This window comes from Pontibacter harenae (genome assembly GCF_020907245.1).
GTDB lineage: Bacteria > Bacteroidota > Bacteroidia > Cytophagales > Hymenobacteraceae > Pontibacter > Pontibacter harenae.
The window spans coordinates 59,419-80,291 of the sequence record NZ_JAJJWH010000004.1; the positions used below are offsets into that span (position 1 = coordinate 59,419).

The 20,873-nt window shown below is 43.4% G+C and carries 26 protein-coding genes; 22 read left to right on the plus strand and 4 right to left on the minus strand.

The window, feature by feature from the left end:
* Nucleotides 1-17 precede the first annotated feature (17 nt).
* The 19 genes from rpsH to dnaK all read left to right on the plus strand — a co-directional run bounded on the left by rpsH (nucleotide 18) and on the right by dnaK (nucleotide 13,042).
* Nucleotides 18-416: a 30S ribosomal protein S8 gene (rpsH, locus tag LN893_RS03370; RefSeq protein WP_229968299.1), complete on the plus strand. Its 399-nt coding sequence runs from the start codon at nucleotides 18-20 to the stop codon at nucleotides 414-416.
* 14 nt (nucleotides 417-430) lie between these two features.
* A complete protein-coding gene (gene rplF, locus LN893_RS03375) occupies nucleotides 431-985 on the plus strand; it encodes a 50S ribosomal protein L6 (protein ID WP_229968503.1) in 555 nt (184 codons plus the stop codon).
* Nucleotides 986-993: 8 nt separating this feature from the next.
* Nucleotides 994-1,341 carry a 50S ribosomal protein L18 gene (rplR, locus tag LN893_RS03380; RefSeq protein ID WP_229968301.1) on the plus strand — a complete coding sequence of 116 codons (348 nt, stop codon included), beginning with the start codon at nucleotides 994-996 and terminating at the stop codon, nucleotides 1,339-1,341.
* 5 nt (nucleotides 1,342-1,346) lie between these two features.
* Nucleotides 1,347-1,865 carry a 30S ribosomal protein S5 gene (rpsE, locus tag LN893_RS03385; protein ID WP_229968303.1) on the plus strand — a complete coding sequence of 173 codons (519 nt, stop codon included), beginning with the start codon at nucleotides 1,347-1,349 and terminating at the stop codon, nucleotides 1,863-1,865.
* Nucleotides 1,866-1,870: 5 nt separating this feature from the next.
* Nucleotides 1,871-2,050, plus strand: a complete 180-nt coding sequence (gene rpmD, locus LN893_RS03390; protein ID WP_229968305.1) for a 50S ribosomal protein L30 — start codon at nucleotides 1,871-1,873, stop codon at nucleotides 2,048-2,050.
* A gap of 1 nt (nucleotide 2,051) precedes the next feature.
* Nucleotides 2,052-2,498 (plus strand): 50S ribosomal protein L15, encoded by a 447-nt coding sequence (gene rplO / locus LN893_RS03395; protein ID WP_229968307.1) that lies wholly within the window; start codon nucleotides 2,052-2,054, stop codon nucleotides 2,496-2,498.
* 5 nt (nucleotides 2,499-2,503) lie between these two features.
* A complete protein-coding gene (gene secY, locus LN893_RS03400; protein WP_229968309.1) occupies nucleotides 2,504-3,820 on the plus strand; it encodes a preprotein translocase subunit SecY in 1,317 nt (438 codons plus the stop codon).
* 6 nt (nucleotides 3,821-3,826) lie between these two features.
* Nucleotides 3,827-4,597, plus strand: a complete 771-nt coding sequence (map, locus tag LN893_RS03405) for a type I methionyl aminopeptidase (RefSeq protein WP_229968312.1) — start codon at nucleotides 3,827-3,829, stop codon at nucleotides 4,595-4,597.
* Nucleotides 4,598-4,600: 3 nt separating this feature from the next.
* Entirely contained in the window at nucleotides 4,601-4,819 is a 219-nt protein-coding gene (infA, locus tag LN893_RS03410) for a translation initiation factor IF-1 (protein ID WP_025609076.1), read from the plus strand.
* Between the two features lie 5 nt (nucleotides 4,820-4,824).
* The gene (gene rpmJ, locus LN893_RS03415) at nucleotides 4,825-4,941 is read left to right on the plus strand and encodes a 50S ribosomal protein L36 (RefSeq protein ID WP_007654264.1); all 117 of its coding nucleotides are present in this window, start codon (nucleotides 4,825-4,827) and stop codon (nucleotides 4,939-4,941) included.
* 12 nt (nucleotides 4,942-4,953) lie between these two features.
* A complete protein-coding gene (gene rpsM, locus LN893_RS03420) occupies nucleotides 4,954-5,331 on the plus strand; it encodes a 30S ribosomal protein S13 (protein WP_229968314.1) in 378 nt (125 codons plus the stop codon).
* A gap of 9 nt (nucleotides 5,332-5,340) precedes the next feature.
* Nucleotides 5,341-5,733, plus strand: a complete 393-nt coding sequence (gene rpsK / locus LN893_RS03425; protein WP_229968316.1) for a 30S ribosomal protein S11 — start codon at nucleotides 5,341-5,343, stop codon at nucleotides 5,731-5,733.
* Nucleotides 5,734-5,754: 21 nt separating this feature from the next.
* Nucleotides 5,755-6,360, plus strand: coding sequence for a 30S ribosomal protein S4 (rpsD, locus tag LN893_RS03430; RefSeq protein ID WP_229968318.1), 606 nt, complete (start codon nucleotides 5,755-5,757; stop codon nucleotides 6,358-6,360).
* Nucleotides 6,361-6,396: 36 nt separating this feature from the next.
* Nucleotides 6,397-7,386 carry a DNA-directed RNA polymerase subunit alpha gene (locus LN893_RS03435; RefSeq protein ID WP_229968320.1) on the plus strand — a complete coding sequence of 330 codons (990 nt, stop codon included), beginning with the start codon at nucleotides 6,397-6,399 and terminating at the stop codon, nucleotides 7,384-7,386.
* A gap of 68 nt (nucleotides 7,387-7,454) precedes the next feature.
* Nucleotides 7,455-7,970, plus strand: a complete 516-nt coding sequence (rplQ, locus tag LN893_RS03440) for a 50S ribosomal protein L17 (RefSeq protein WP_229968322.1) — start codon at nucleotides 7,455-7,457, stop codon at nucleotides 7,968-7,970.
* Between the two features lie 82 nt (nucleotides 7,971-8,052).
* Nucleotides 8,053-9,159 carry a glutamine-hydrolyzing carbamoyl-phosphate synthase small subunit gene (gene carA / locus LN893_RS03445; RefSeq protein WP_229968325.1) on the plus strand — a complete coding sequence of 369 codons (1,107 nt, stop codon included), beginning with the start codon at nucleotides 8,053-8,055 and terminating at the stop codon, nucleotides 9,157-9,159.
* A gap of 24 nt (nucleotides 9,160-9,183) precedes the next feature.
* A complete protein-coding gene (eno, locus tag LN893_RS03450) occupies nucleotides 9,184-10,461 on the plus strand; it encodes a phosphopyruvate hydratase (protein ID WP_229968327.1) in 1,278 nt (425 codons plus the stop codon).
* A gap of 90 nt (nucleotides 10,462-10,551) precedes the next feature.
* Nucleotides 10,552-10,851, plus strand: a complete 300-nt coding sequence (locus LN893_RS03455) for an FtsB family cell division protein (RefSeq protein WP_229968329.1) — start codon at nucleotides 10,552-10,554, stop codon at nucleotides 10,849-10,851.
* A gap of 325 nt (nucleotides 10,852-11,176) precedes the next feature.
* A complete protein-coding gene (gene dnaK / locus LN893_RS03460; protein WP_229968331.1) occupies nucleotides 11,177-13,042 on the plus strand; it encodes a molecular chaperone DnaK in 1,866 nt (621 codons plus the stop codon).
* Nucleotides 13,043-13,206: 164 nt separating this feature from the next.
* Here dnaK and LN893_RS20470 read toward each other — a convergent pair whose 3' ends face one another.
* Complete coding sequence (locus LN893_RS20470; RefSeq protein WP_255709863.1) at nucleotides 13,207-13,332, minus strand: hypothetical protein; 126 nt, start codon at nucleotides 13,330-13,332, stop codon at nucleotides 13,207-13,209.
* A gap of 9 nt (nucleotides 13,333-13,341) precedes the next feature.
* Nucleotides 13,342-14,409: an Ldh family oxidoreductase gene (locus LN893_RS03465; protein WP_229968333.1), complete on the minus strand. Its 1,068-nt coding sequence runs from the start codon at nucleotides 14,407-14,409 to the stop codon at nucleotides 13,342-13,344.
* Between the two features lie 186 nt (nucleotides 14,410-14,595).
* Here LN893_RS03465 and LN893_RS03470 point away from each other — a divergent pair, with 186 nt between their 5' ends.
* Complete coding sequence (locus tag LN893_RS03470; RefSeq protein ID WP_229968335.1) at nucleotides 14,596-16,977, plus strand: tetratricopeptide repeat protein; 2,382 nt, start codon at nucleotides 14,596-14,598, stop codon at nucleotides 16,975-16,977.
* Between the two features lie 76 nt (nucleotides 16,978-17,053).
* Here the strand turns inward: LN893_RS03470 and LN893_RS03475 are convergent, their stop codons facing one another.
* Together LN893_RS03475 and LN893_RS03480 are read right to left on the minus strand one after the other, a co-directional pair.
* Nucleotides 17,054-17,998 (minus strand): Ppx/GppA phosphatase family protein, encoded by a 945-nt coding sequence (locus LN893_RS03475; RefSeq protein WP_229968337.1) that lies wholly within the window; start codon nucleotides 17,996-17,998, stop codon nucleotides 17,054-17,056.
* A gap of 315 nt (nucleotides 17,999-18,313) precedes the next feature.
* Complete coding sequence (locus LN893_RS03480; RefSeq protein ID WP_229968339.1) at nucleotides 18,314-19,207, minus strand: class I SAM-dependent methyltransferase; 894 nt, start codon at nucleotides 19,205-19,207, stop codon at nucleotides 18,314-18,316.
* A gap of 108 nt (nucleotides 19,208-19,315) precedes the next feature.
* On the opposite strand from LN893_RS03480, the gene dapF reads away from it, so the two are divergent.
* Together dapF and LN893_RS03490 are read left to right on the plus strand one after the other, a co-directional pair.
* Nucleotides 19,316-20,092, plus strand: coding sequence for a diaminopimelate epimerase (dapF, locus tag LN893_RS03485; RefSeq protein WP_229968341.1), 777 nt, complete (start codon nucleotides 19,316-19,318; stop codon nucleotides 20,090-20,092).
* A 28-nt stretch (nucleotides 20,093-20,120) separates the two neighbouring features.
* A complete protein-coding gene (locus tag LN893_RS03490; RefSeq protein ID WP_229968344.1) occupies nucleotides 20,121-20,636 on the plus strand; it encodes a GNAT family N-acetyltransferase in 516 nt (171 codons plus the stop codon).
* The last annotated feature ends 237 nt before the right edge of the window (nucleotides 20,637-20,873 follow it).

Below are 20,873 nucleotides of genomic sequence, written 5' to 3' on the forward strand. Positions count from 1 at the left end.
TTTTTAAGTGAATAATAATGAACTCAGATCCAATAGCAGATTATTTAACTAGAGTGCGTAACGCTATAAAAGCGAACCACAGGATAGTTGAGATACCATCTAGCAAGATAAAAAAAGAGATTACAAAAGTATTGTACGATAAAGGGTATATTCAAAGTTATAAATTTGATGACTCTTCTGTACAAGGTACGATCAAGATAGCTCTAAAATATAACCCTAACACTAAGCAATCTGCTATTGTGAAACTTGAGAGGGTTAGTAAGCCAGGGCTTCGTAAGTACGCTGGAAGTGAGAGCCTACCAAGAGTATTGAATGGTTTAGGTGTCGCTATATTGTCAACTTCTAAAGGCGTAATGACAGAAAAAGAAGCTAGATCACAGAATGTGGGTGGCGAAGTATTGTGTTACGTTTACTAAAAGGAGGAGAGACTATGTCACGTATAGGAAAACTGCCAATCGAATTACCAGCTAATACAGAAGTATCTGTAAGCGCAGACAACGTGGTAACTGTTAAAGGACCTAAAGGTACTTTAACTACCCCTGTTGATAAAGATATGATCATTAAGAGCGAAGACAACTTAGTAGTTGTTGATCGTCCTACTGAGCAGAAGCGTCATAAGGCTATGCACGGTCTGTACAGATCTTTGATCAACAACATGGTTGTAGGTGTTAGCCAAGGTTACAAAGAGCAACTTGAATTAGTAGGTGTAGGTTACAAAGCTACAACGCAAGGAAGAATTCTTGAGTTGTCTCTGGGTTACTCACACAATATTTTCATGACACTTCCTGATGAAGTAACTGCTACTGCTGTAACTGAAAAAGGTAAGGCTCCAGTTATTACTTTAGAAAGTAACGACAAGCAATTGATCGGCCAGGTTGCTGCCAAAATTAGATCACTACGCAAAGTAGAACCATACAAAGGTAAGGGTATACGATTTGTTGGTGAAGTTGTAAGAAGAAAAGCTGGTAAAACAGCGTCTAAATAATCATCATCATGTCTACTAAGAAAGTAACAAGAAGACTTAGAATAAAACAAAGCATCAGAAACAAAATTTCTGGGACAGCTGAGAGACCAAGATTGTCTGTATTTAGAAGCAATAAAGCTATCTATGCACAATTGATTGATGATTCAACTGGAAATACTATAGTTGCTGCTTCTTCTGTTAAGCTTGATGATGCAAAAGCAAATGTAGATACTTCTAACAGAGTAGGTAAAGACATTGCTGCTAAAGCCCTCGAGAAAGGTATAACTCAGATAGTGTTCGACCGCTCTGGTTACCTTTATCATGGTAAAGTTAAATCATTGGCAGAAGGCGCTCGTGAAGCTGGCCTTAAATTCTAATAATTATGCTAAAGAATAATATACGTAGTGTTAAGGCTAGCGAAATTGAGCTAAAAGAGAAAGTAGTAGCCATCAATCGTGTTGCCAAGGTTGTAAAAGGTGGTAGAAGATTTAGCTTCGCCGCCATTGTAGTTGTAGGTGATGGAAATGGTGTTGTTGGTTACGGCTTAGGTAAAGCTAACGAAGTAACAGACGCTATTGCTAAAGGTATAGATGATGCTAAGAAAAACCTGGTGAAAGTTCCAGTTTATCATAGCACTGTTCCTCATGCTCAAGAAGGAAAATACTCTGGTGGTTATGTATTGATCAAACCAGCTGCAGCAGGTACTGGTGTTATTGCTGGTGGTGCAATGCGTGCTGTGTTAGATAGTGCTGGCATCAAAGACGTACTTTGCAAGTCTAAAGGTTCTTCTAACCCGCACAACGTGGTTAAAGCAACTTTCGATGCTTTAGCAAAAATGCGTGATCCTTTGGCTGTTGCTCAGCAGCGTGGCGTAAATCTTAACAAAGTATTTAACGGTTAATTGATATGGCTCAGGTTACAATAAAACAAATCAAAAGCATTATTGATAAGCCTAAAAACCAAAAGCTTACTATTCAAGCTTTAGGTCTTGGTAAGATCAATAAATCAGTAACTTTTGAATTCACTCCACAGATTGCTGGTATGGTGAAGAAGGTGAATCATCTTGTAGAAGTAAACAATATTTAAAATGTATCTTAACTCATTAAAACCTGCAGAAGGTTCTGTTAAAAACAGAAAAAGAATAGGTAGAGGTACTGGATCAGGTAGAGGTGGTACTTCTACAAGAGGTCATAAAGGTGCTAAATCTCGTTCAGGCTACTCTCAAAAGGGCGGTTTCGAAGGTGGCCAGATGCCACTTCAAAGACGAGTTCCTAAGTTTGGTTTCAAAAACTTCAACAGAGTTGAATATAAAGGAATCAACCTAGATGTAATCCAGTCTTTGGCTGAGAGTACTAATGAAACAGTTCTTAACTTTGCTTTCTTCAAAGCACATGGATTAGTTTCTAAAAACGATAAAGTGAAGATTTTAGGTAGAGGAGAGCTCAACAGTGCTGTTGAAGTACATGCTCACGCTTTCTCTGAAACAGCTAGTTCTTCAATAGAAAAAGCAGGGGGTAAAATAGTTGCTATTTAACAAGTATGAAGAAGTTTATAACAACAATTAAGAACATTTTTGCTATTGATGATCTAAGGGTCAGAATATTAAATACCCTTGGGTTTATAGCAATATTTAGATTAGGTTCTTATGTTGTTCTTCCAGGCGTTGATCCTAACCTACTTCAAGCAAACACACAAGGTATGCTTGGTTTGTTAGATACATTTCTTGGTGGTGCATTTAGCAACGCCTCGATCTTTGCGTTAGGTATAATGCCTTACATATCAGCTTCTATTGTGCTTCAGCTATTAACCATAGCTGTTCCTTATTTTCAGAAAATGCAGAAGGAAGGGGAGTCTGGTAGAAAGAAAATCAACCAGATTACCCGAGTTCTGACAATTATTATCACGCTTGCTCAGTCTTTTGCCTTTACGGCCACTATAAATGCTGAAGCTATTGCTGTGAATACTACTTTATTCACCATCACATCTATGATAGTCCTCACAGCAGGCACTATCTTCTGTATGTGGCTTGGTGAACGAATAACTGACAAAGGAATTGGTAACGGTATCTCCATGTTGATCATGATTGGTATTATATCCCGTTTCCCAGGTGCCATTGTAGCCGAAGCATTGTCTAAGCAACTCAATGGTGCGCTATTATTCCTGTTCGAGTTAGCTGTGCTGTTCTTCGTAGTAATGTCTGTTGTAATGCTTACACAGGCTGTTCGGAGAATACCTGTACAATATGCTAAACAAGTTGGAGGAAGCTCCCTTTATAGTGGACAGCGTCAGTTTATTCCTTTGAAAGTTAATGCTGCAGGTGTAATGCCAATCATTTTTGCACAGTCGTTAATGTTTTTGCCTTCTATGTTAGCTTCTATTTGGGCTGATACTAGTGAAACTGCTAGTTATATAGGGGCAACATTTTCAGACTTTACATCTTGGCAGTACAATGTTGTGTTTGGGTTATTAATTCTTATTTTCACTTATTTCTATACTGCTATAAGTGTTAATCCAAACCAGATTGCTGATGACTTAAAAAGAAGTGGTGGTTTTGTTCCTGGTGTAAAGCCAGGTAGAGCTACCTCTGATTATATAGATGAAATTTTAACTAGAATAACGTTACCTGGTGCTATATATCTTGCCCTAGTAGCAATTTTCCCTTCTATTGCTCTGCTTTTAGGAGTAACAAGAGAGTTCTCTCAGTTCTTCGGAGGTACTTCTCTTATCATCATGGTAGGTGTGGTGCTTGATACACTACAACAAATTGAAAGCTACTTGTTGATGAGACACTACGACGGAATGATGAAAACAGGTAAATTGCGTGGAAGGTCCGAGAACATAGCCATGGCATCCTAGATATAAATGATTTTTTACAAATCTGAAGAAGAAATTGAGCTAATTCGCCAGAGTGCTTTGATCTTAGGTCAGGCACATGGCGAAATAGCTTCGCTTATAAAGGAAGGTGTTTCGACAAAAGAACTTGATAAACGCGCTGAAGAGTTTATTAAGGATCTTAATGCAGTACCTTCGTTCAAAAACTATAATGGTTTTCCTTATAGTTTATGTATCTCTGTTAACTCTACTGTAGTACATGGCATGCCAAGTGACTACGTTTTGAACGATGGTGATATTATTTCTGTTGATGCAGGAGTTAAATACAAAGGCTTCCATAGTGACAGCGCCTATACACATGCAGTAGGTAACGTCTCTGACGAAGTTAAAGCCTTATTAAAAGCTACAGAAGAATCTTTGTATGTAGGTATTGAAAAGGCAGTTGTAGGAGCAAGAATGGGTGATGTTAGCCACGCGATTCAACAACATGCTGAAAGCAAAGGCTATAGTGTTGTTAGGGAGCTGGTGGGGCATGGTATCGGAAAAGATCTACATGAGTCGCCTGAGGTACCTAACTATGGCAAAAGAGGACAAGGTGTAAAGCTTCAGGAAGGGCTTGTTCTTGCAATTGAGCCAATGATCAATTTAGGCACACGTCATATTGTGCAGGAAGATGATGGTTGGACTATTCGCACAAGAGATAATAAGCCTTCAGCTCATTTTGAGCATACAGTTGTTGTAAGAAAAGATAAGGCTGAAATTTTAACAACATTCAAATTCATAGAACAAGCAAAAAAATAATACATGGCGAAGCAGTCCTCTATTGAACAAGACGGAACTATAGTTGAAGCACTATCTAATGCCATGTTCCGGGTAGAGCTAGAAAATGGTCATCAGGTGGTTGCTCATATTTCAGGCAAAATGCGAATGAACTACATTAAGATTTTGCCAGGTGATAGAGTTAAGTTAGAGATGTCACCTTATGATTTAACGAAAGGTAGAATTGTTTATCGATATAAATAAATACAATGAAAGTTAAAGCATCAGTAAAGAAAAGAAGTGCTGAATGTAAAGTGATCCGACGCAAAGGAAAGCTTTATGTCATCAACAAGAAGAATCCAAGATATAAACAAAGACAAGGATAATTTAAATTCAATATGGCTAGATTAGCAGGAGTAGATATTCCGGATAACAAAAGAGGAGAAATAGCCCTTACCTATATCTATGGTATAGGTCGTAAGCTTTCTCAAGCAATTCTTACAAAGGCCGGGGTGGATCTTGACAAAAAAGTGAAAGAGTGGACCGACGAAGAAGCCGGTGAGATCAGAAATATCATTGCAGCTGAGCATAAAACAGAAGGTGTTTTAAGATCAGAAGTACAGTTGCACATCAAGCGTCTTATGGACATTGGTAGCTACCGTGGATTAAGACACCGTAAAGGTTTACCTGTTCGTGGACAGCGTACGAAGAATAACTCACGCACTAGAAAAGGTAAGCGTAAAACAGTTGCAAATAAGAAGAAAGCTTCTAAATAATTTTTGATCATGGCTCAGAAAAGAAAAGATAAAGCTAAAAAGCGTGTAGTAGTTGTAGAAGCAACTGGTCAAGTACACATAAAAGCGTCTTTCAACAATATAATTATCTCAGTAACCAACAATACAGGTCAAGTTATATCTTGGGCTTCTGCTGGTAAAATGGGTTTTAAAGGTTCTAAAAAGAACACTCCTTACGCTGCTCAGATGGCAGCTTCAGATTGCGCTAAAGTTGCCTATGATTTAGGTATGCGTAAAGCTGAGGTTTTTGTTAAAGGCCCTGGTGCAGGTAGAGAGTCCGCCATACGTACTGTGCAAAATGCAGGTATCGAAGTAACAACTATCAAAGATGTTACTCCTCTACCACACAACGGATGTCGTCCTCCAAAACGCAGAAGAGTTTAATTTTAATTTAGGTAAAATAAAATGGCAAGATATACTGGTCCTAAAAGTAAAATCTCTAGAAAATTCGGTGAAGAGATTTTTGGCCCAAGCAAAGCATTAAAAAAGAAAAGCTATCCTCCAGGACAGCATGGACGTGGCCGTCGTAAGAAGCAGTCTGAATACGCAGTTCAGCTTGCAGAAAAGCAGAAGGCTAAATACATATATGGTGTTTTAGAGAGACAATTCGCTAATTTGTTCGATAAAGCACACAGAAAAGGTGGTATTACAGGTGAAAACTTGTTGGCTATGCTTGAGTCAAGATTAGATAACACTGTTTATCGTCTTGGTATTGCTCCAACAAGAAGAGCTGCTCGCCAATTAGTACTTCATAAGCACATCACTGTTAACGGTGAAATTGTCAACATTCCTTCTTATAGTTTAAAAGTAGGTGATGTTATTGCAGTAAGAGAGAAGTCAAAATCTCTTGAAGCAATTACGACAAGCTTATCTGTACGTAATGCCCGTCAGTTTAGCTGGTTAGAGTGGAACGCAACTGATTTTGCTGGTAAATTTATTGCTACGCCTGAGCGTGAGCAAATCCCTGAGAAAATTCAGGAGCAGCTAATCGTCGAGCTTTACTCTAAGTAATCAGTTAATCAATTTTTAACCTTTAACACTGCAAGTATGTCAATATTAGCATTTCAAATGCCAGAGAAAGTTGTAATGGAAAAAGCCGACGACTTTCATGGTTTATTTGAATTCAAGCCGCTTGAAAAAGGTTACGGTGTAACCATCGGTAATGCTCTGCGAAGAATTTTATTATCTTCTCTAGAAGGATATGCTATTACGAGCGTTCGCATACCTGGTGTACTGCACGAGTTTTCGTCTGTTGAAGGGGTGGTTGAGGATATTTCTGATATCATTCTTAACCTTAAAATGGTACGGTTCAAAAAAGTTAGCGAAATCGTTGATGATAAAATAACCGTTACTATTAGTGGTCAAGATACATTTACAGCTGGTGATATAAACAAGTTTACTTCTAGCTTTGAGGTTCTTAATCCAGAGCTTGTAATATGTAACTTAGATACTAGCATATCTCTTGAGGTTGAGCTTACAATTCAGAAAGGACGTGGTTACGTTCCTGCTGATGAGAACAAGCCAGCAGATCAAGCTTTCAGTCAGATCTCTATCGATGCGATCTTCACACCAATCAAAAACGTGAAGTTTAGTGTTGAAAACACGCGTGTTGAGCAAAAGACTGACTATGAGAAGCTAGTTCTTGATATTCAAACAGACGGATCTATACATCCGGAAGATGCATTGAAAGGTGCAGCCAACATTCTGATTCAACACTTCATGCTGTTCTCTGACAACACAATGACGTTTGAGACAGCGAAGCCAGAAGAAGAAGAGGCTGTAGACGAAGAAATGCTTCACATGCGTAAGGTTCTAAAAACTTCTTTGCAAGACATGGACCTTTCAGTTAGAGCTTATAACTGCCTGAAGGCTGCCGACATCAAAACGCTTGGTGACCTAGTGCAGTTGGATATCTCTGACATGATGAAGTTCAGAAACTTTGGTAAAAAGTCTTTGACAGAATTAGAAAACCTAGTTCAGGAGAAGAACTTAACCTTTGGAATGGACCTCTCTAAGTATAAATTAGACGAAGATTAATAATCAACGGCATAATTCCCGATCCCTTTGTTGGTTGATCGACGGTATGCACGTGCACAATTACAATAATGAGACACGGTAAAAAAATAAATCACTTAGGTAGGACTGCTTCCCACAGAAAAGCGATGTTGTCTAACCTAGCAGCATCTCTTATACTTCATAAGAGAGTATCTACTACAGTTGCGAAGGCTAAAGCGCTTCGTAAATATGTAGAACCTCTTCTTACAAAGTCTAAGAGCGACACAACTCACTCAAGAAGAACAGTTTTCGCTTATCTTCAGGATAAAGAATCTGTTAAAGAGCTTTTTGATGAGGTTGCTAGCAAAATTGCCAACAGACCTGGTGGATACACACGTATCCTTAAGACTGGTTACAGACTTGGTGATAACGCAGAAATGTGTGTTATTGAGTTAGTAGACTATAACGAGGATCTAGTTTCTGGTACTGGTACAACTGGTGCACCTGCTAAGAGAACTCGTCGTCGTGGTGGAAAGAAGAATACTGAGGCTTCAACAGCTACTGAAACTACAGAAGCTACAACTGATGCACCAGCTTCTACAGATGAAACTAAAGATGCAGAGTAAGCTTATTTAGGAAATATTTTAAAGGGACATGACGTAAGTCGTGTCCCTTTTTTATTTTTGCATTAAATCTTCTATTTTGATAATGAAAAACCAAAAAACAACAGAGGCAGTCTTACTCTTAGAAGACGGAACAATTTATAGAGGCCAAAGCTTAGGCAAAATCGGTACGTCTGGCGGTGAGCTATGTTTTAACACAGGCATGACTGGATATCAGGAGATTTTTACTGATCCTTCTTATTTCGGTCAGATTGTTATTACTACAGTTTCTCATGTTGGTAACTATGGCGTGCAGCAGGAAGAGGTTGAGTCTGAAAATATTCAGATAAGAGGGTTGGTGTGTAAAGACTTTTCGCACCAGTTCTCTAGAAAGACAGCTGAAGGATCGTTGCAAGAGTATTTCGAAAAGGCAGGAGTTGTGGGTATTTGCGAAATAGATACTCGTGCTTTAGTTCGCCATATTCGTGATAAAGGTGCTATGAATGCTGTTATCTCTTCTGAAATAACAGATGTGGCTGAACTGCAAACCTACCTAAATAGTGTTCCTTCTATGGCTGGCCTTGAGTTATCTTCCCATGTAAGTACGGCTGCCATTTATGAGTTAAAGCCTGAGGATGCGAAATACCGCGTAGCAGTTCTTGATTTGGGTATCAAAAAGAACATCATTAATAACCTTGTAAGCAGAGGTTGCGAGGTAAAAGTTTTTCCGTACAATACTTCATTTGAAGAGATGGAAAAGTGGAACCCTGATGGCTACTTTATCTCTAATGGCCCTGGTGACCCTGCAGCTACTACGGATGCTGTAAAAAATGTTAGGTTGATGCTGGAGAAGAACAAGCCGTTGTTTGGTATTTGCTTAGGCCATCAAGTATTAGCAGAGGCTAACGGTATCGCTACTTACAAAATGCACAATGGCCACAGAGGGTTGAATCACCCTGTTAAGAACCTGATTACAGGACGTAGTGAGATTACGAGCCAGAACCATGGTTTTGTGGTGGATGCTGAACAGTTAAAAAGCCACCCCAATATTGAGGTAACTCACGTAAACCTTAACGATAACACTATTGAAGGTATACGTATGAAGTCTAAACCAGCCTTCTCTGTACAATACCACCCTGAGTCGTCGCCAGGGCCACACGATTCTACTTATCTTTTTGATGAGTTTGTTGCCATATTAGAAAAGAGTAAATAAAGTAAAACTATAAAACAAAAATCGATGAGCTTAATTACAGACATCAAAGCAAGACAAATTTTTGATTCAAGAGGAAATCCTACTGTAGAAGTAGATGTAACAACGGAAACTGGTGTTCTTGGCCGTGCGGCAGTACCATCAGGTGCTTCTACTGGTGTACACGAAGCAGTAGAGCTTCGTGATAACGATAAGAGCATGTACATGGGTAAAGGTGTACTGCAGGCAGTTAAAAATGTTAACGAGAAAATTGCTGACGAACTAGTAGGTTTCCAGGTATATGATCAGAACTTGCTTGACAAGATCATGATTGAGCTGGATGGCACGCCAAACAAAGGTAATTTAGGTGCCAATGCTATACTTGGCGTATCGCTGGCAATTGCTCGTGCTGCTGCACAAGAACTGAACATGCCGCTTTACCGCTATGTAGGTGGTGTAAATGCAAATACACTTCCAGTTCCGATGATGAACATCCTGAACGGTGGTAGCCACGCAGACAACGCTATAGACTTCCAGGAATTCATGATCATGCCTGTTGGTGCGCCTTCATTCTCAGAAGCACTTCGTATGGGTTCTGAAGTATTCCACCACCTTAAAAACGTACTAAAGAAAAAAGGTCTTTCTACTAACGTAGGTGACGAAGGTGGTTTCGCTCCGAACATCGCTTCTAACGTAGAGGCTATAGAAGTAGTATTGCAAGCTATTGAGACTGCTGGTTACAAGCCAGGAGATGACTTTATGATTGCAATGGATGCAGCTAGCTCTGAGTTCTACGACGAGAAAACTGGTATGTATCATTTCAAGAAGTCTACTGGCGATAAGCTGACCTCTTCTGAAATGGTTAGCTTCTGGGCTGATTGGGTAAACAAATATCCGATTATCTCTATTGAAGACGGTATGGCAGAAGACGATTGGGATGGCTGGAAGCAGCAAACGCAAGCTATCGGCGATAAAGTACAGTTAGTAGGTGACGACTTGTTTGTAACAAACGTAAACCGCCTGCAGCAGGGCATCGACCAAGGTATAGCTAATTCTATCCTGATCAAGGTAAACCAGATTGGTTCTCTTACTGAGACTATCAACGCGATTAACCTTGGTTTACGCCACGGTTATAAGAGCGTAATGAGCCACCGTTCTGGCGAGACTGAGGACAACACAATTGCTGACCTTGCAGTTGCTTTGAACACAGGCCAAATTAAAACTGGTTCTGCTTCTCGTTCTGATCGTATGGCTAAGTATAACCAATTGCTTCGCATTGAAGAAGAACTTGGTGAAATAGCTTACTTCCCAGGTAAGAAGTTCTAGTATAAATTTCCATAAAATATTTATGGCTAAGGCTGTGGGTTTTGTGACTCACAGCCTTATTTTTGTATAGTACCTTTTACTTCTCTGATTATGTTGAAGCGCATTCCTAAATTTTTCCGCAATTTCTACTTTATCACAACTTTCCTGTTTGTGACGTGGATGCTCTTTTTCGACTCAAATGATTTTATTACCCAGTACCAAATGAGTAAAGCCTTAAGAGCTAAAGAAGCCGATAAGGAGTATTACCTTCAGAAAATAACCGAGGTACAGAAAGACCGAAAAGAATTGATGAGTAACCCTGAGTTGCTTGAGAAGTTTGCCCGTGAAAAGTACCTGATGAAGCGCCCGAACGAGGATGTATTCATTATTGTGCCGAAGGAAGACAAGTAGCCTTCACTCTCTTGATAATATAAAAGTAAATTATCTTGCAGCATAACTTGGCCCATAGAATTGATGCTGTTTTTAATTGTTATGGTATTTGTGTGGGCTGTACTGTTAAGATGAGCAAGCAAGATACCCACAACCAGAAGGGCCGTGGCGTGTGCAATACCACTTTACCTTGCAAAGTAAGTGGAAGCTGATTGAAGTCGTAAAGTCAGCATTGCTGTAAGGTTTTGCCTCTATACCTTCTATTAAAATACCCTCCCCAAAATTTTTGTAACTTTGTGCTACATGCTGCTGCTTTTTAGTGGCGGCTTCACGTAATATAGATACTATGGCAAAAGTTGCAATAAACCTTTCTACCGGATCTCTTCAAAAAGAAGAGGTAATTGTAGGTATAGATTTAGGCACTACCAACAGTTTGGTGGCCTACATACATCCTGAAGATAAAAAACCAATCGCGATAAATGACCAGGGGCGCGGTACCATTGTGCCGTCTGTGGTGCACTTTACCCAGCAAGGCGATACTATTGTGGGTACTGAGGCTAAAGATTATCTTATCACAGACCCAGCCAACACCATTTATTCTGTAAAACGACTGCTAGGTAAATCTTATAAGGACGTTGGCGAGCACAAAGATTACTTTGGCTACAAAATTATTGACGATGACAGCGAAGGGCTGGTGAAAATAAGGGTACAGGACAAGTTCTATTCTCCTATTGGGCTTTCGGCAGAGATACTGAAGGAGTTGAGAGAACGTGCAGAGCATTCGCTGAAGACGCCTGTTAACAAAGCCGTTATTACAGTACCAGCTTATTTCAATGATTCGCAACGCCAGGCTACCCGTGATGCTGGTAAGTTGGCTGGTTTAGAAGTATTGCGCATCGTGAACGAACCTACCGCTGCTGCACTAGCCTATGGTATAGGCATAGACCCTGATGAGGAGAAGACGGTGGCGGTGTATGATTTAGGCGGCGGTACTTTTGATATTTCTATCTTGAGTATACACCAAGGCATTTTTGAAGTGCTTTCAACCAACGGCGATACGTATTTGGGAGGCGATGATTTTGACCGTGCCATCATTAACCATTGGCTACAGGAAAACAAGCTGATTGCCGACACAGTGAACCAAGATAAGAACCTGTCGCAGGAGCTGCGCCTGAAAGCGGAAGAAGCGAAGAAAGTGCTGAGTTCGCAGGAAGTATACACAAGTAACCTGAACGGAACGATAGATTGCCACCTGGAGCGCCATACTTTTGAGACGCTAATTGTGCCGATAGTTGCCCGCACCATAGAAAGCTGTAAGCAAGCTATGGCCGATGCAAAGCTACAGTCTGAGCAGATAGATGCCGTAATAATGGTGGGAGGCTCTACCCGTGTACCGATGGTGTACAATGCGGTATCGGAGTTCTTTGGCAAGCCAGCTAATAATTCGCTTAACCCAGATGAAGTAGTAGCTTTGGGTGCTGCCATACAAGCCGATATTTTGGCGGGAAACCGTAAAGACATTCTGCTGCTCGACGTAACGCCACTTACTTTAGGTATTGAAACAATGGGCGGACTCATGGACCCAATCATACCAAGAAACTCTAAAATACCAACTAAAGCTGGCCGCCAATATACAACCTCCATCGATGGCCAAGTGAACATGAAGATCTCTGTATTTCAGGGTGAGCGAGACCTGGTGAAGGAGAACCGTAAACTGGCAGAATTTGATTTGAAAGGTATACCCGCTATGCCCGCTGGCTTCCCGAAGGTAGATGTGAATTTTATACTCAATGCCGACGGTATATTAAAAGTAGAGGCTATTGAGTTGCGTTCTGGTGCACGGCAGGAAGTAGAAGTAAAGCCGCAGTATGGTTTAACAGACCAGCAAGTAGAGCAAATGCTGATGGACTCGCTGACACATGCCAAAGAAGACGTAGATGCCCGTATGAAAATAGAGGCACGGTCAACAGCCGAGCAGATGATTTACCAGGTAGAGCGCTTTGTGGATAAAAACGGAGAGCACCTAACCGAAGAGGAAATACAGCTGACGCGCCAAAACTTACAGCACCTGAAAGATGTGTTGGCCGCTGGAGGCGATAAAGACGCTATTTATGCCGCTGTAGATACTTTAGAGGCACAAACAAGTCCGTTTGCAGAACGTGTGATGCAGATTTCCATTAAGAAAGCCATGTCTGGAAAGAAGATAGATTAGCAATGCAGTAACTGCAGAAAACAAAAAGCACTGGGAATGTTCTCAGTGCTTTTTGTTTTTAAGTAGAGCGGTATGTATACAACATTCAAGTTTAAATTAACCCACCACCTGCAGCAGCGTGAAACTGAGGTATAGCAGCGTAACCGCTACAATCACACCCACCATTATATTGGCGTAAGGCGCATGTAGTTAATGCCTAGCCAAAGCACATTCAGGAACCAGCTTAGCATCAGCATCGAAATACTTCGTCTGGACGAACTTAAGCCGATTGTGCTGAAAAATGCTGCCATTTTTATACTTTATAGTTTAACCCCAAAGCGTTTGCCCAGTTCTTCCAGGTCGCGTTCTACGGGGGCAAGCAACGGAATTCCTTTCTTCAGGCGTTGCTGCGTCATCAGGCGTTCTGGGTCGCCAGGTATAAGTACGGCTTTCTCGCCTTTCTTAACTTTTGCCTTACGGAAAGTTTCGATCCAGTTGTCCATGTGCGCTTTAAACTCATCGGCAGGGCGGAAGGCATCAATACGCATCGCACCAAAAAAATGACCGATACCTTTGCCCACAGGATCGGCGGGAGGAGAGAGGAAGCTTACGAAAGGCGGCACCCATGGGCCATAGTTGGCACCCGAAAGCACAGCCGAGAAAATATCTACTACAGAGGAAAGCGCATATCCTTTGTGGCTGCCGTGGTTACGATCGCTGCCTAGGGGCAACAGCGCACCGCCCTCTTTTAGCTCATGCGGGTTGGTGGTACGCTGGCCATCTGCGGTCTGAATCCAGCCTTGCGGAGCTTTTTTCTCTTTGCGCTGCAGTATTTCCAGCTTACCGTTTGCAGCGGCGGCGGTGGCCAAATCGGCTACAAAAGGTGGCTGGTTTTTAGTTGGCACGGCCACGGCAATCGGGTTGGTGCCCAGCATGCGGTCTGTAGAGAAAGTCGGCGCTACTAGCGGTGAGGCATTGGTCATGGAGATACCGATCATGTCGCGTTGCAGGGCCTTCATGGCGTGGTAGCCTGCAATGCCGTAGTGGTTAGAGTTCAGCACCGACACCCAGCCTGTGCCCACTTGCTCAGCTTTGCCCATGGCTACTTCCATCGCATAAGGTGCAACTACCAAACCAAGTCCTCCGTCGCCGTCTACAGTAGCGGTGCTAGGCGTTTGGTGTACAATCTTAACCTGCGGCCTCACGTTTATTCTTCCTGCTTCCCAAAGGCGCACATACCCGCTCAAGCGAGCAACACCGTGCGAGTCTACACCACGCAGATCGGCATCTAAAAGTACTTCTGTGGCAAGTTTGGCATCTTCAGACGGGCAGCCCATGTGCAGGAAAACCTCTTGGGTAAAGCTGAATAGTTGTTGGTATGGATACATAAATAGCTTCTTCTAGTCTGAGCGGCAAATTAACAAAATAACCTGCCAATGCCTCAGCTAATGTTTTTGTTAGTTTCTTAACGCCCCTTTCATCCACATCGTGTTTTTTATATACTTTAGATTTGATGTTTGAATTGTGGAACAGATTTTGTCTTCAGCCAAAGTATACTACTAAAGCACACGATTATGAAGAAAGCTATACTCTCATTTACACTTGTTCTGTCTGTGCTGCTAGCACAGGCACAGACAAAGCTGGTGTTTGAGGAAACAATTCCGCAGGCGTACCTGATGAAAAAAGATACAGCCCGTAATAGCAGCCAAACCAACATCAATAAGATTATTCTTTTGCTGGATAACAGCGATGTAAAGGCGCAGCGTGGCGGCAGACCGAACCGTGTACCTGAATTTGTAGTGCGCTTCGAGCAGCATGCTCGTATAGCCGACGCTGGTGATAAACTCCAACTGAAAGTACAGCTAAATAAACTGGCGGTATCAGGTGATATGCACTATAAAGGCTTTGAACTAGGAGAGGTGCTGTTGCCAGAGAAGCTGAACTATAAAGTAAAGCTGCTGGATGGCCAGAAGGTGCTAAAGACCTTTACCCAGAGTATAGCTTTCACTAAAAAAGGCGAAGCCGTTGTGTTTGAAGCGACGGTACCTGATACCATCAGCGCGGCCAAGTATAAGTTAGTTGTAGAAAGTCCTGAACTGGTTTATACTTCAAATAGTCTGAGCCGTGTGCAGAATCACCTAAGCCTGATCCAGAGCTATTACGCTTCGGATGCCACCCTCAATAAAGCCTTGCAGGATGCACAGCGCGTGCAGCCAAACGACCTGGACCGCATCCTGCATCAGGACCGCAACCTGAAAAGTATAGAAACTGCTTTGGCAGGTATAAAAGCACTTCAGTTTAAAGAAAAGCTGAACCTGAACCAGTATGACCCGCAGAAGTTCGGCAGCAAGTTAAACCAGTTGGAGCAACTACTACAGGAACGCCGCAAAACTATAAACTATATACTGGCTACCCTGGATGAGCAGTACTATAACCGTGGCTACGAACTGCTGAACAGGGGTAACCTGGCGGCAGCTCAGAATTACTTTGTGAAGTCGGTGGAGGCGAACCCAAGATTTGCTCCGTCGCACCTGCAACTGGCTCGCATCGACTTTATGAACGGTTATGTAGCAGAGGCCGCTGCGCGTACAAAAGATTTGATTTCTGGTTTCCGCATCGATCCGCAGACGCAGGAGCTGGCATTGGTGCTGGCCCACGATATCTACGGTGCCTACATAAACGAAGGAAACTCCTTAACCAGCCGTGGCAATTACCAAAACGCCTTAGCCTCTTATGCTGAAGCGCGTAAACTATGCAGCACTATTGGTGGCCTGCGCTGCAACTTGCCCGCCCTAAACGATGGTGAGGGTCGTGCAGCTTATGGTGCTTATCGAAGTATGGTAGATGAAGGTAAAAGCCTGTTGTCCCGAAACGATTTGGCAGGAGCAGACCGAATGGTAGCCGAGGCTTTAGGCTTTCAGCAGGACTATGATTTTGCTCTGCACAATGCCACCGAAGCAACTGAACTACAGACACAGGTGAAGTTCCAGTACTACCTGCAGCATATCGACCAAGGCAAGCAGCAGATGAGCCAGCAAAACTATGCCTCAGCCCTCAGCCAGTTTGAAACGGCGCTTGAAATGGAGCAACGCTATACCTTCAGACCTGTGCAGGAACTGGGGCTTCTGGCTAAACAGGCGGCCAAACCAGTCTTGCTGAATAGCCTTACCGATGGTTATCAGCAAGCCATGAACAACCGCCTGTCCAATGCCAGAAGCATCGCCGCCAAAGCCGAAGCCATGCAGGCGCGTTATGCGCTGCAGTATGATACGGAGGTGCAGAATAAGTATAATTTGCTGCGCGAGCGCATCTTTACGCAGGAGTGTGTCAACACGCAAGCTGCTTACGATAACCACTTTCAGAACGGCAAAAGCCTGGAGCGGGAGAGGAAGTTCATTGCCGCAGATCAGGCATATGAAGCGGCTATAAAAACGGCAGCAGCACAGACAAATTGTGCCATCGCCACTTTCAACGCCACCGATGCAAGAGATGCCATAAAGGCTGCCGTGGCTTACCAGCTTAAGCTGGAAGAGGTGAACCGCTACGTTGCCAGCAGCCGCTTTACAGAAGCTATCCGAACTTATAACGAAGCCGAAAAGCACTACCTGTTAAACGAAATCAACCGCTTCGGCCTAGACCATATCTCGCTTTTCAACTTCGCTAAAGAAAACCAGAAGCTAACTTTTTCAGCGGCCGTGGTAAGCTATTATACCGAACTGCAGGAGGAACAGGCTGCGATAGATTTGCTTTATACCTTGCTGAACAGGGGCTATTCCAAAGGCAAGACCAAGAAAGTGCAGGAGCAGTTGGGCAAGCAGCTGGCAGCTAAAGATATTGTACGTGGCCTGGAGGAGTCGCCTAAAGTGCTGGCCGCCGATTATGCCAAAGGTGATAAGAAGTTGAAGAAATTAAGAAAAGCTTACGAGAAAGAGATGAAGCGCCAGGCGAGAGGATAAATTGTTTTTGATAATGTTTTTTACAGCGCCAGAGGCTTTTAGTTTCTGGCGCTTGTTTTTAGGGTGGTTAGACCAGCTATAGCCTTTCCCCCTCCAATACCTGCTGCAGCACGCCTTCTTTCAAAGCATAAGCCGATACACGAATTTCCTGTAGCTGATACTGCTGGAGCACAAAGTCAACGGCTATACTTGCCAACACAATCATATCCACACGCATTTCGAGCATGCCAGGTATAGCCAGGCGGTCGTCGTGGTTTTTGCTGAGAAGCTGCTGATGGATGTGGTAAAAGTCCTCTAGAGTCAGGGTAGAGGCAGGAGGAGTAGCCTGGACTCGTGACGGATCGCCTTTGCGTAGCGCATTTATGTCGCAAAGCGTGTCGAAGGTACCAGAAGCGCCCACCAATGCCGTAGGTTTATACTCAGCAACGGCTGCTGAAAGCGGCTGTAGTGTTTCCTGCAAGTAAGCTTTTTCAGCGGTTATACTTTCGGCAGGTATAGGGTCTTGCTGAAAGAACTGGTCCATGAGGCGCTGCGCTCCAATCTCGAAACTTTGCTTCCAGAAAATCTCCTGTTGGTTGCAGATGATAAACTCTACACTACCGCCACCGATGTCCATGATCATGGCTGTTTTCTCGTCCAGAGCATCCGCTGCGCGAACACCGTAGTAGATCAGTTCTGCTTCGCGGGCACCAGAAATTACCTCTACTTGTATATCAGTTTGTTTAAAAACATCTTTTATAAACTCCTCTCCATTGGTGGCATTACGCACCATACTTGTAGCCATGGCACGTACAGTTTCTACTGTGTACTCATCAATTTGTGCTCTGAAAGCTTTTAGCGTTTTAGTGGCACGCTCGTATGCTTCGGGTGCGATGGCTCCGTTGCTGATGCCGCCCTGCCCCAGGCGCACAGGCAGTTTTGTTTTCACAAGGTCGTGGCGTTTGCCCTTTTCATCTACCTCTGTTATCAGCAGGTGAAAAGTATTGGTGCCCATATCGATAAGTGCGAGGCGTTTTTTCATGGCTTTTATGTTTGTGGAGTTTTGCAAATTGGAAGATGAGTTAAATATGTCCTGAAGTAGTTGTCTTGTTTACGAACATTTAATGACTTTTATACCGTAAAATGGCAGTCTTAATTCAATACTCTTACCTCTAAAGAGTCGGAGCTGGCAAACTCTTGTGAAGTTGCTAACAGAGTTATTCTAAGCAGAAAGTTATGGTATAAATAGTTTAACGGGTTTAATGTACCATGTATAGAAGGTCGTATTTCATCTATGTTCTTACTGCTGATCTGCTAAATGGAATTGCTGGTTACAAGATTTAGTGGTAAACCTAGTTTACCTCCCCACCGAAGAGAACCTGAAAAACGTGCCCAGCGGCAGTTTTCTGTTACCTCTGTCACTTAAGTATATCTCACCTAGTTCTTCGTTTTGAATTTGCTCCCCGAATGTCAGGCGCATTAGGTTATCTAAGATAAGGGCAGAGAAGCCGAGGGAGTAGAGGTTAATCACCAGGAAATAATCGGTTTTGTCGAGCATCTGCTGGCATAGCTTAATCAGTTCGTTCAGCTCGTTCTCCAGTTGCCATTTCTCGCCATTTGGGCCGCGGCCGTAAGCGGGAGGATCCAGGATGATGCCGTTGTAGGTGTTGCCGCGCCTAACCTCGCGTTGGGCAAATTTCATGGCGTCCTCCACAATCCAGCGGATGTTGTCGAGGTTGCTGGCTTCCATGTTGTCGCGGGCCCAGAAGTTTACCTGCTTTACCGAGTCCAGGTGCGTGATGTCGGCACCTGCGGCTTTGGCTGCCAGCGAGGCACCGCCAGTGTAGGCAAACATGTTCAAGACCTTCGGCTGCTGCGTTTTCAGCTTGCGGGTAGTGTCGTAAATAAAGGTCCAGTTGTTGTCCTGCTCAGGAAACAGGCCCACGTGCTTAAACGAAGACAGGCCCAGGCGGAAACGTAAACTCAGGTCGTTATACTTATAGTTGATGTACCACTGCTCAGGCATTCCTTTCTTCAGCTTCCACTGGCCCTTCTCCGAGCTGCCTTTTTCACGGGTAAACACCGCCTGCGCCATTCGGTCCCATTCCTGCTCAGGTAGGTGCTTGTCCCAAACAGCCTGTGGCTCAGGTCGCGCCACGTAATACTGCCCGAAACGCTCCAACTTTTCAAAATTTCCAGAATCTACTAATTCGTAGTCGGCCCAGTTTTCTATTGTAAGAAAGGAATACATATCTTTGTCGTTTAAATTTGGCTGTGCGCCAATCAGGCTGTAAAAGTACTACTAATCAGCCGAACCTAAAAAATTGCACGTATCAGCCGTTTTGATTGTTACAGATATATGGCAATAAACTTTTACAAATATCAGGGCACGGGCAACGACTTTGTGATGGTCGATAACCGTAAACTTACTTTTCCTGCCGAAGACGAGGCATTGGTAAAACATTTATGCGACAGGCGCATGGGCGTAGGAGCCGATGGCCTGATTCTGCTGCAGGACCACCCAGACTACGATTTCCAGATGGTATACTATAATGCCGACGGCCGTTTGGGATCTATGTGCGGAAACGGTGCCCGCTGCACCGTTCGCTTTGCCCGAAATTTAGGTGTGATTGAGGATGTGGCGCATTTTCTGGCTGCCGATGGCGAGCACCAGGCCAGCGTAGAACGCGAGCTAATCAACCTGAAGATGAACGACGTGGCAGGCGTAGAGCGCATAGGAGAGGACTTTTACCTGAACACAGGCTCACCGCACTATGTACGTTTTGTAGACGATCTGGAGAACCTGGATGTATATACCGAGGGTAAAGCCATCCGCTACAACGACCGCTTTCAAGAGGTAGGTACGAACGTGAACTTTGTGCAGCGCCTTTCAGAAAATGAAATTTTTGTGCGAACCTACGAGCGTGGCGTAGAAGACGAAACGCTTTCTTGTGGTACTGGCGTAACAGCCTGTGCGCTGGTGGCTAATTTCTTGGGTTTCCAGAGCCCCGTGGAAGTAAAAACGTTAGGCGGTAACTTAGAGGTGGCCTTTGAAAGAGAGGCTGCTGGTACTTTTAGTGATATTTACCTCACAGGCCCAGCCAAGCAGGTATTCACAGGTTCCGTTCCTTTGTAGCTCCTCTCACTCATTTTTTCAGATCAGCATGTTCTTAAGCTCCGATAAAATTTACCTTCGTGCCTTAGAGCCTGCTGATCTGAATTTTTTATACTCCCTCGAAAACGATGCTTCTGTATGGCATTTTGGCAACAGCCTCACGCCTTACTCCAAGCATGTGCTGGAGCAGTACTTGCAGAATGCCTCCCTCGATATTTACACGGTAAAGCAGCTACGCCTTATTATCTGTACACAGAACCACCAAGCCATTGGGGCCATCGACCTGTACGACTACGACCCTTTGCACCGCCGTGCCGCTGTAGGCATTGTAGTAGCGGCAGATTGGCGCGGTAAAGGCTATGCGGCAGAGGCACTGGAGTTGCTGCAGGAGTATTGCCAGCAGATTCTACACCTGCACCAGGTATACTGTTCTGTTTCTACTGATAACCCTCAAAGTATAAAACTGTTCTCCAAGGCTGGCTTTGAGCAGGTGGGCGTGCGCAAACAATGGCTATTATCTGCTGATGGCTGGACGGATGTAATCGAATTCCAAAAGCTGTTTTAAAGTACCTTACTGAACTTCTGTTCCCAAACTATAGTTTTAAATTGTTAGGCCTCTGCCACATTGCCACTATCGGTATGGGTATTTAGCCGCCGAATAGCCCCCGAAGGTATAGTTAAAAAATCCGCTATACTATATCGGTAAATATGGCAGATATTCTATAAAGCTTTTAATCTGGTATTGTTTTAGTACAGAATTAATGAAATATCGGAAAAACAGCTTACTTTTGAAGATATTGCA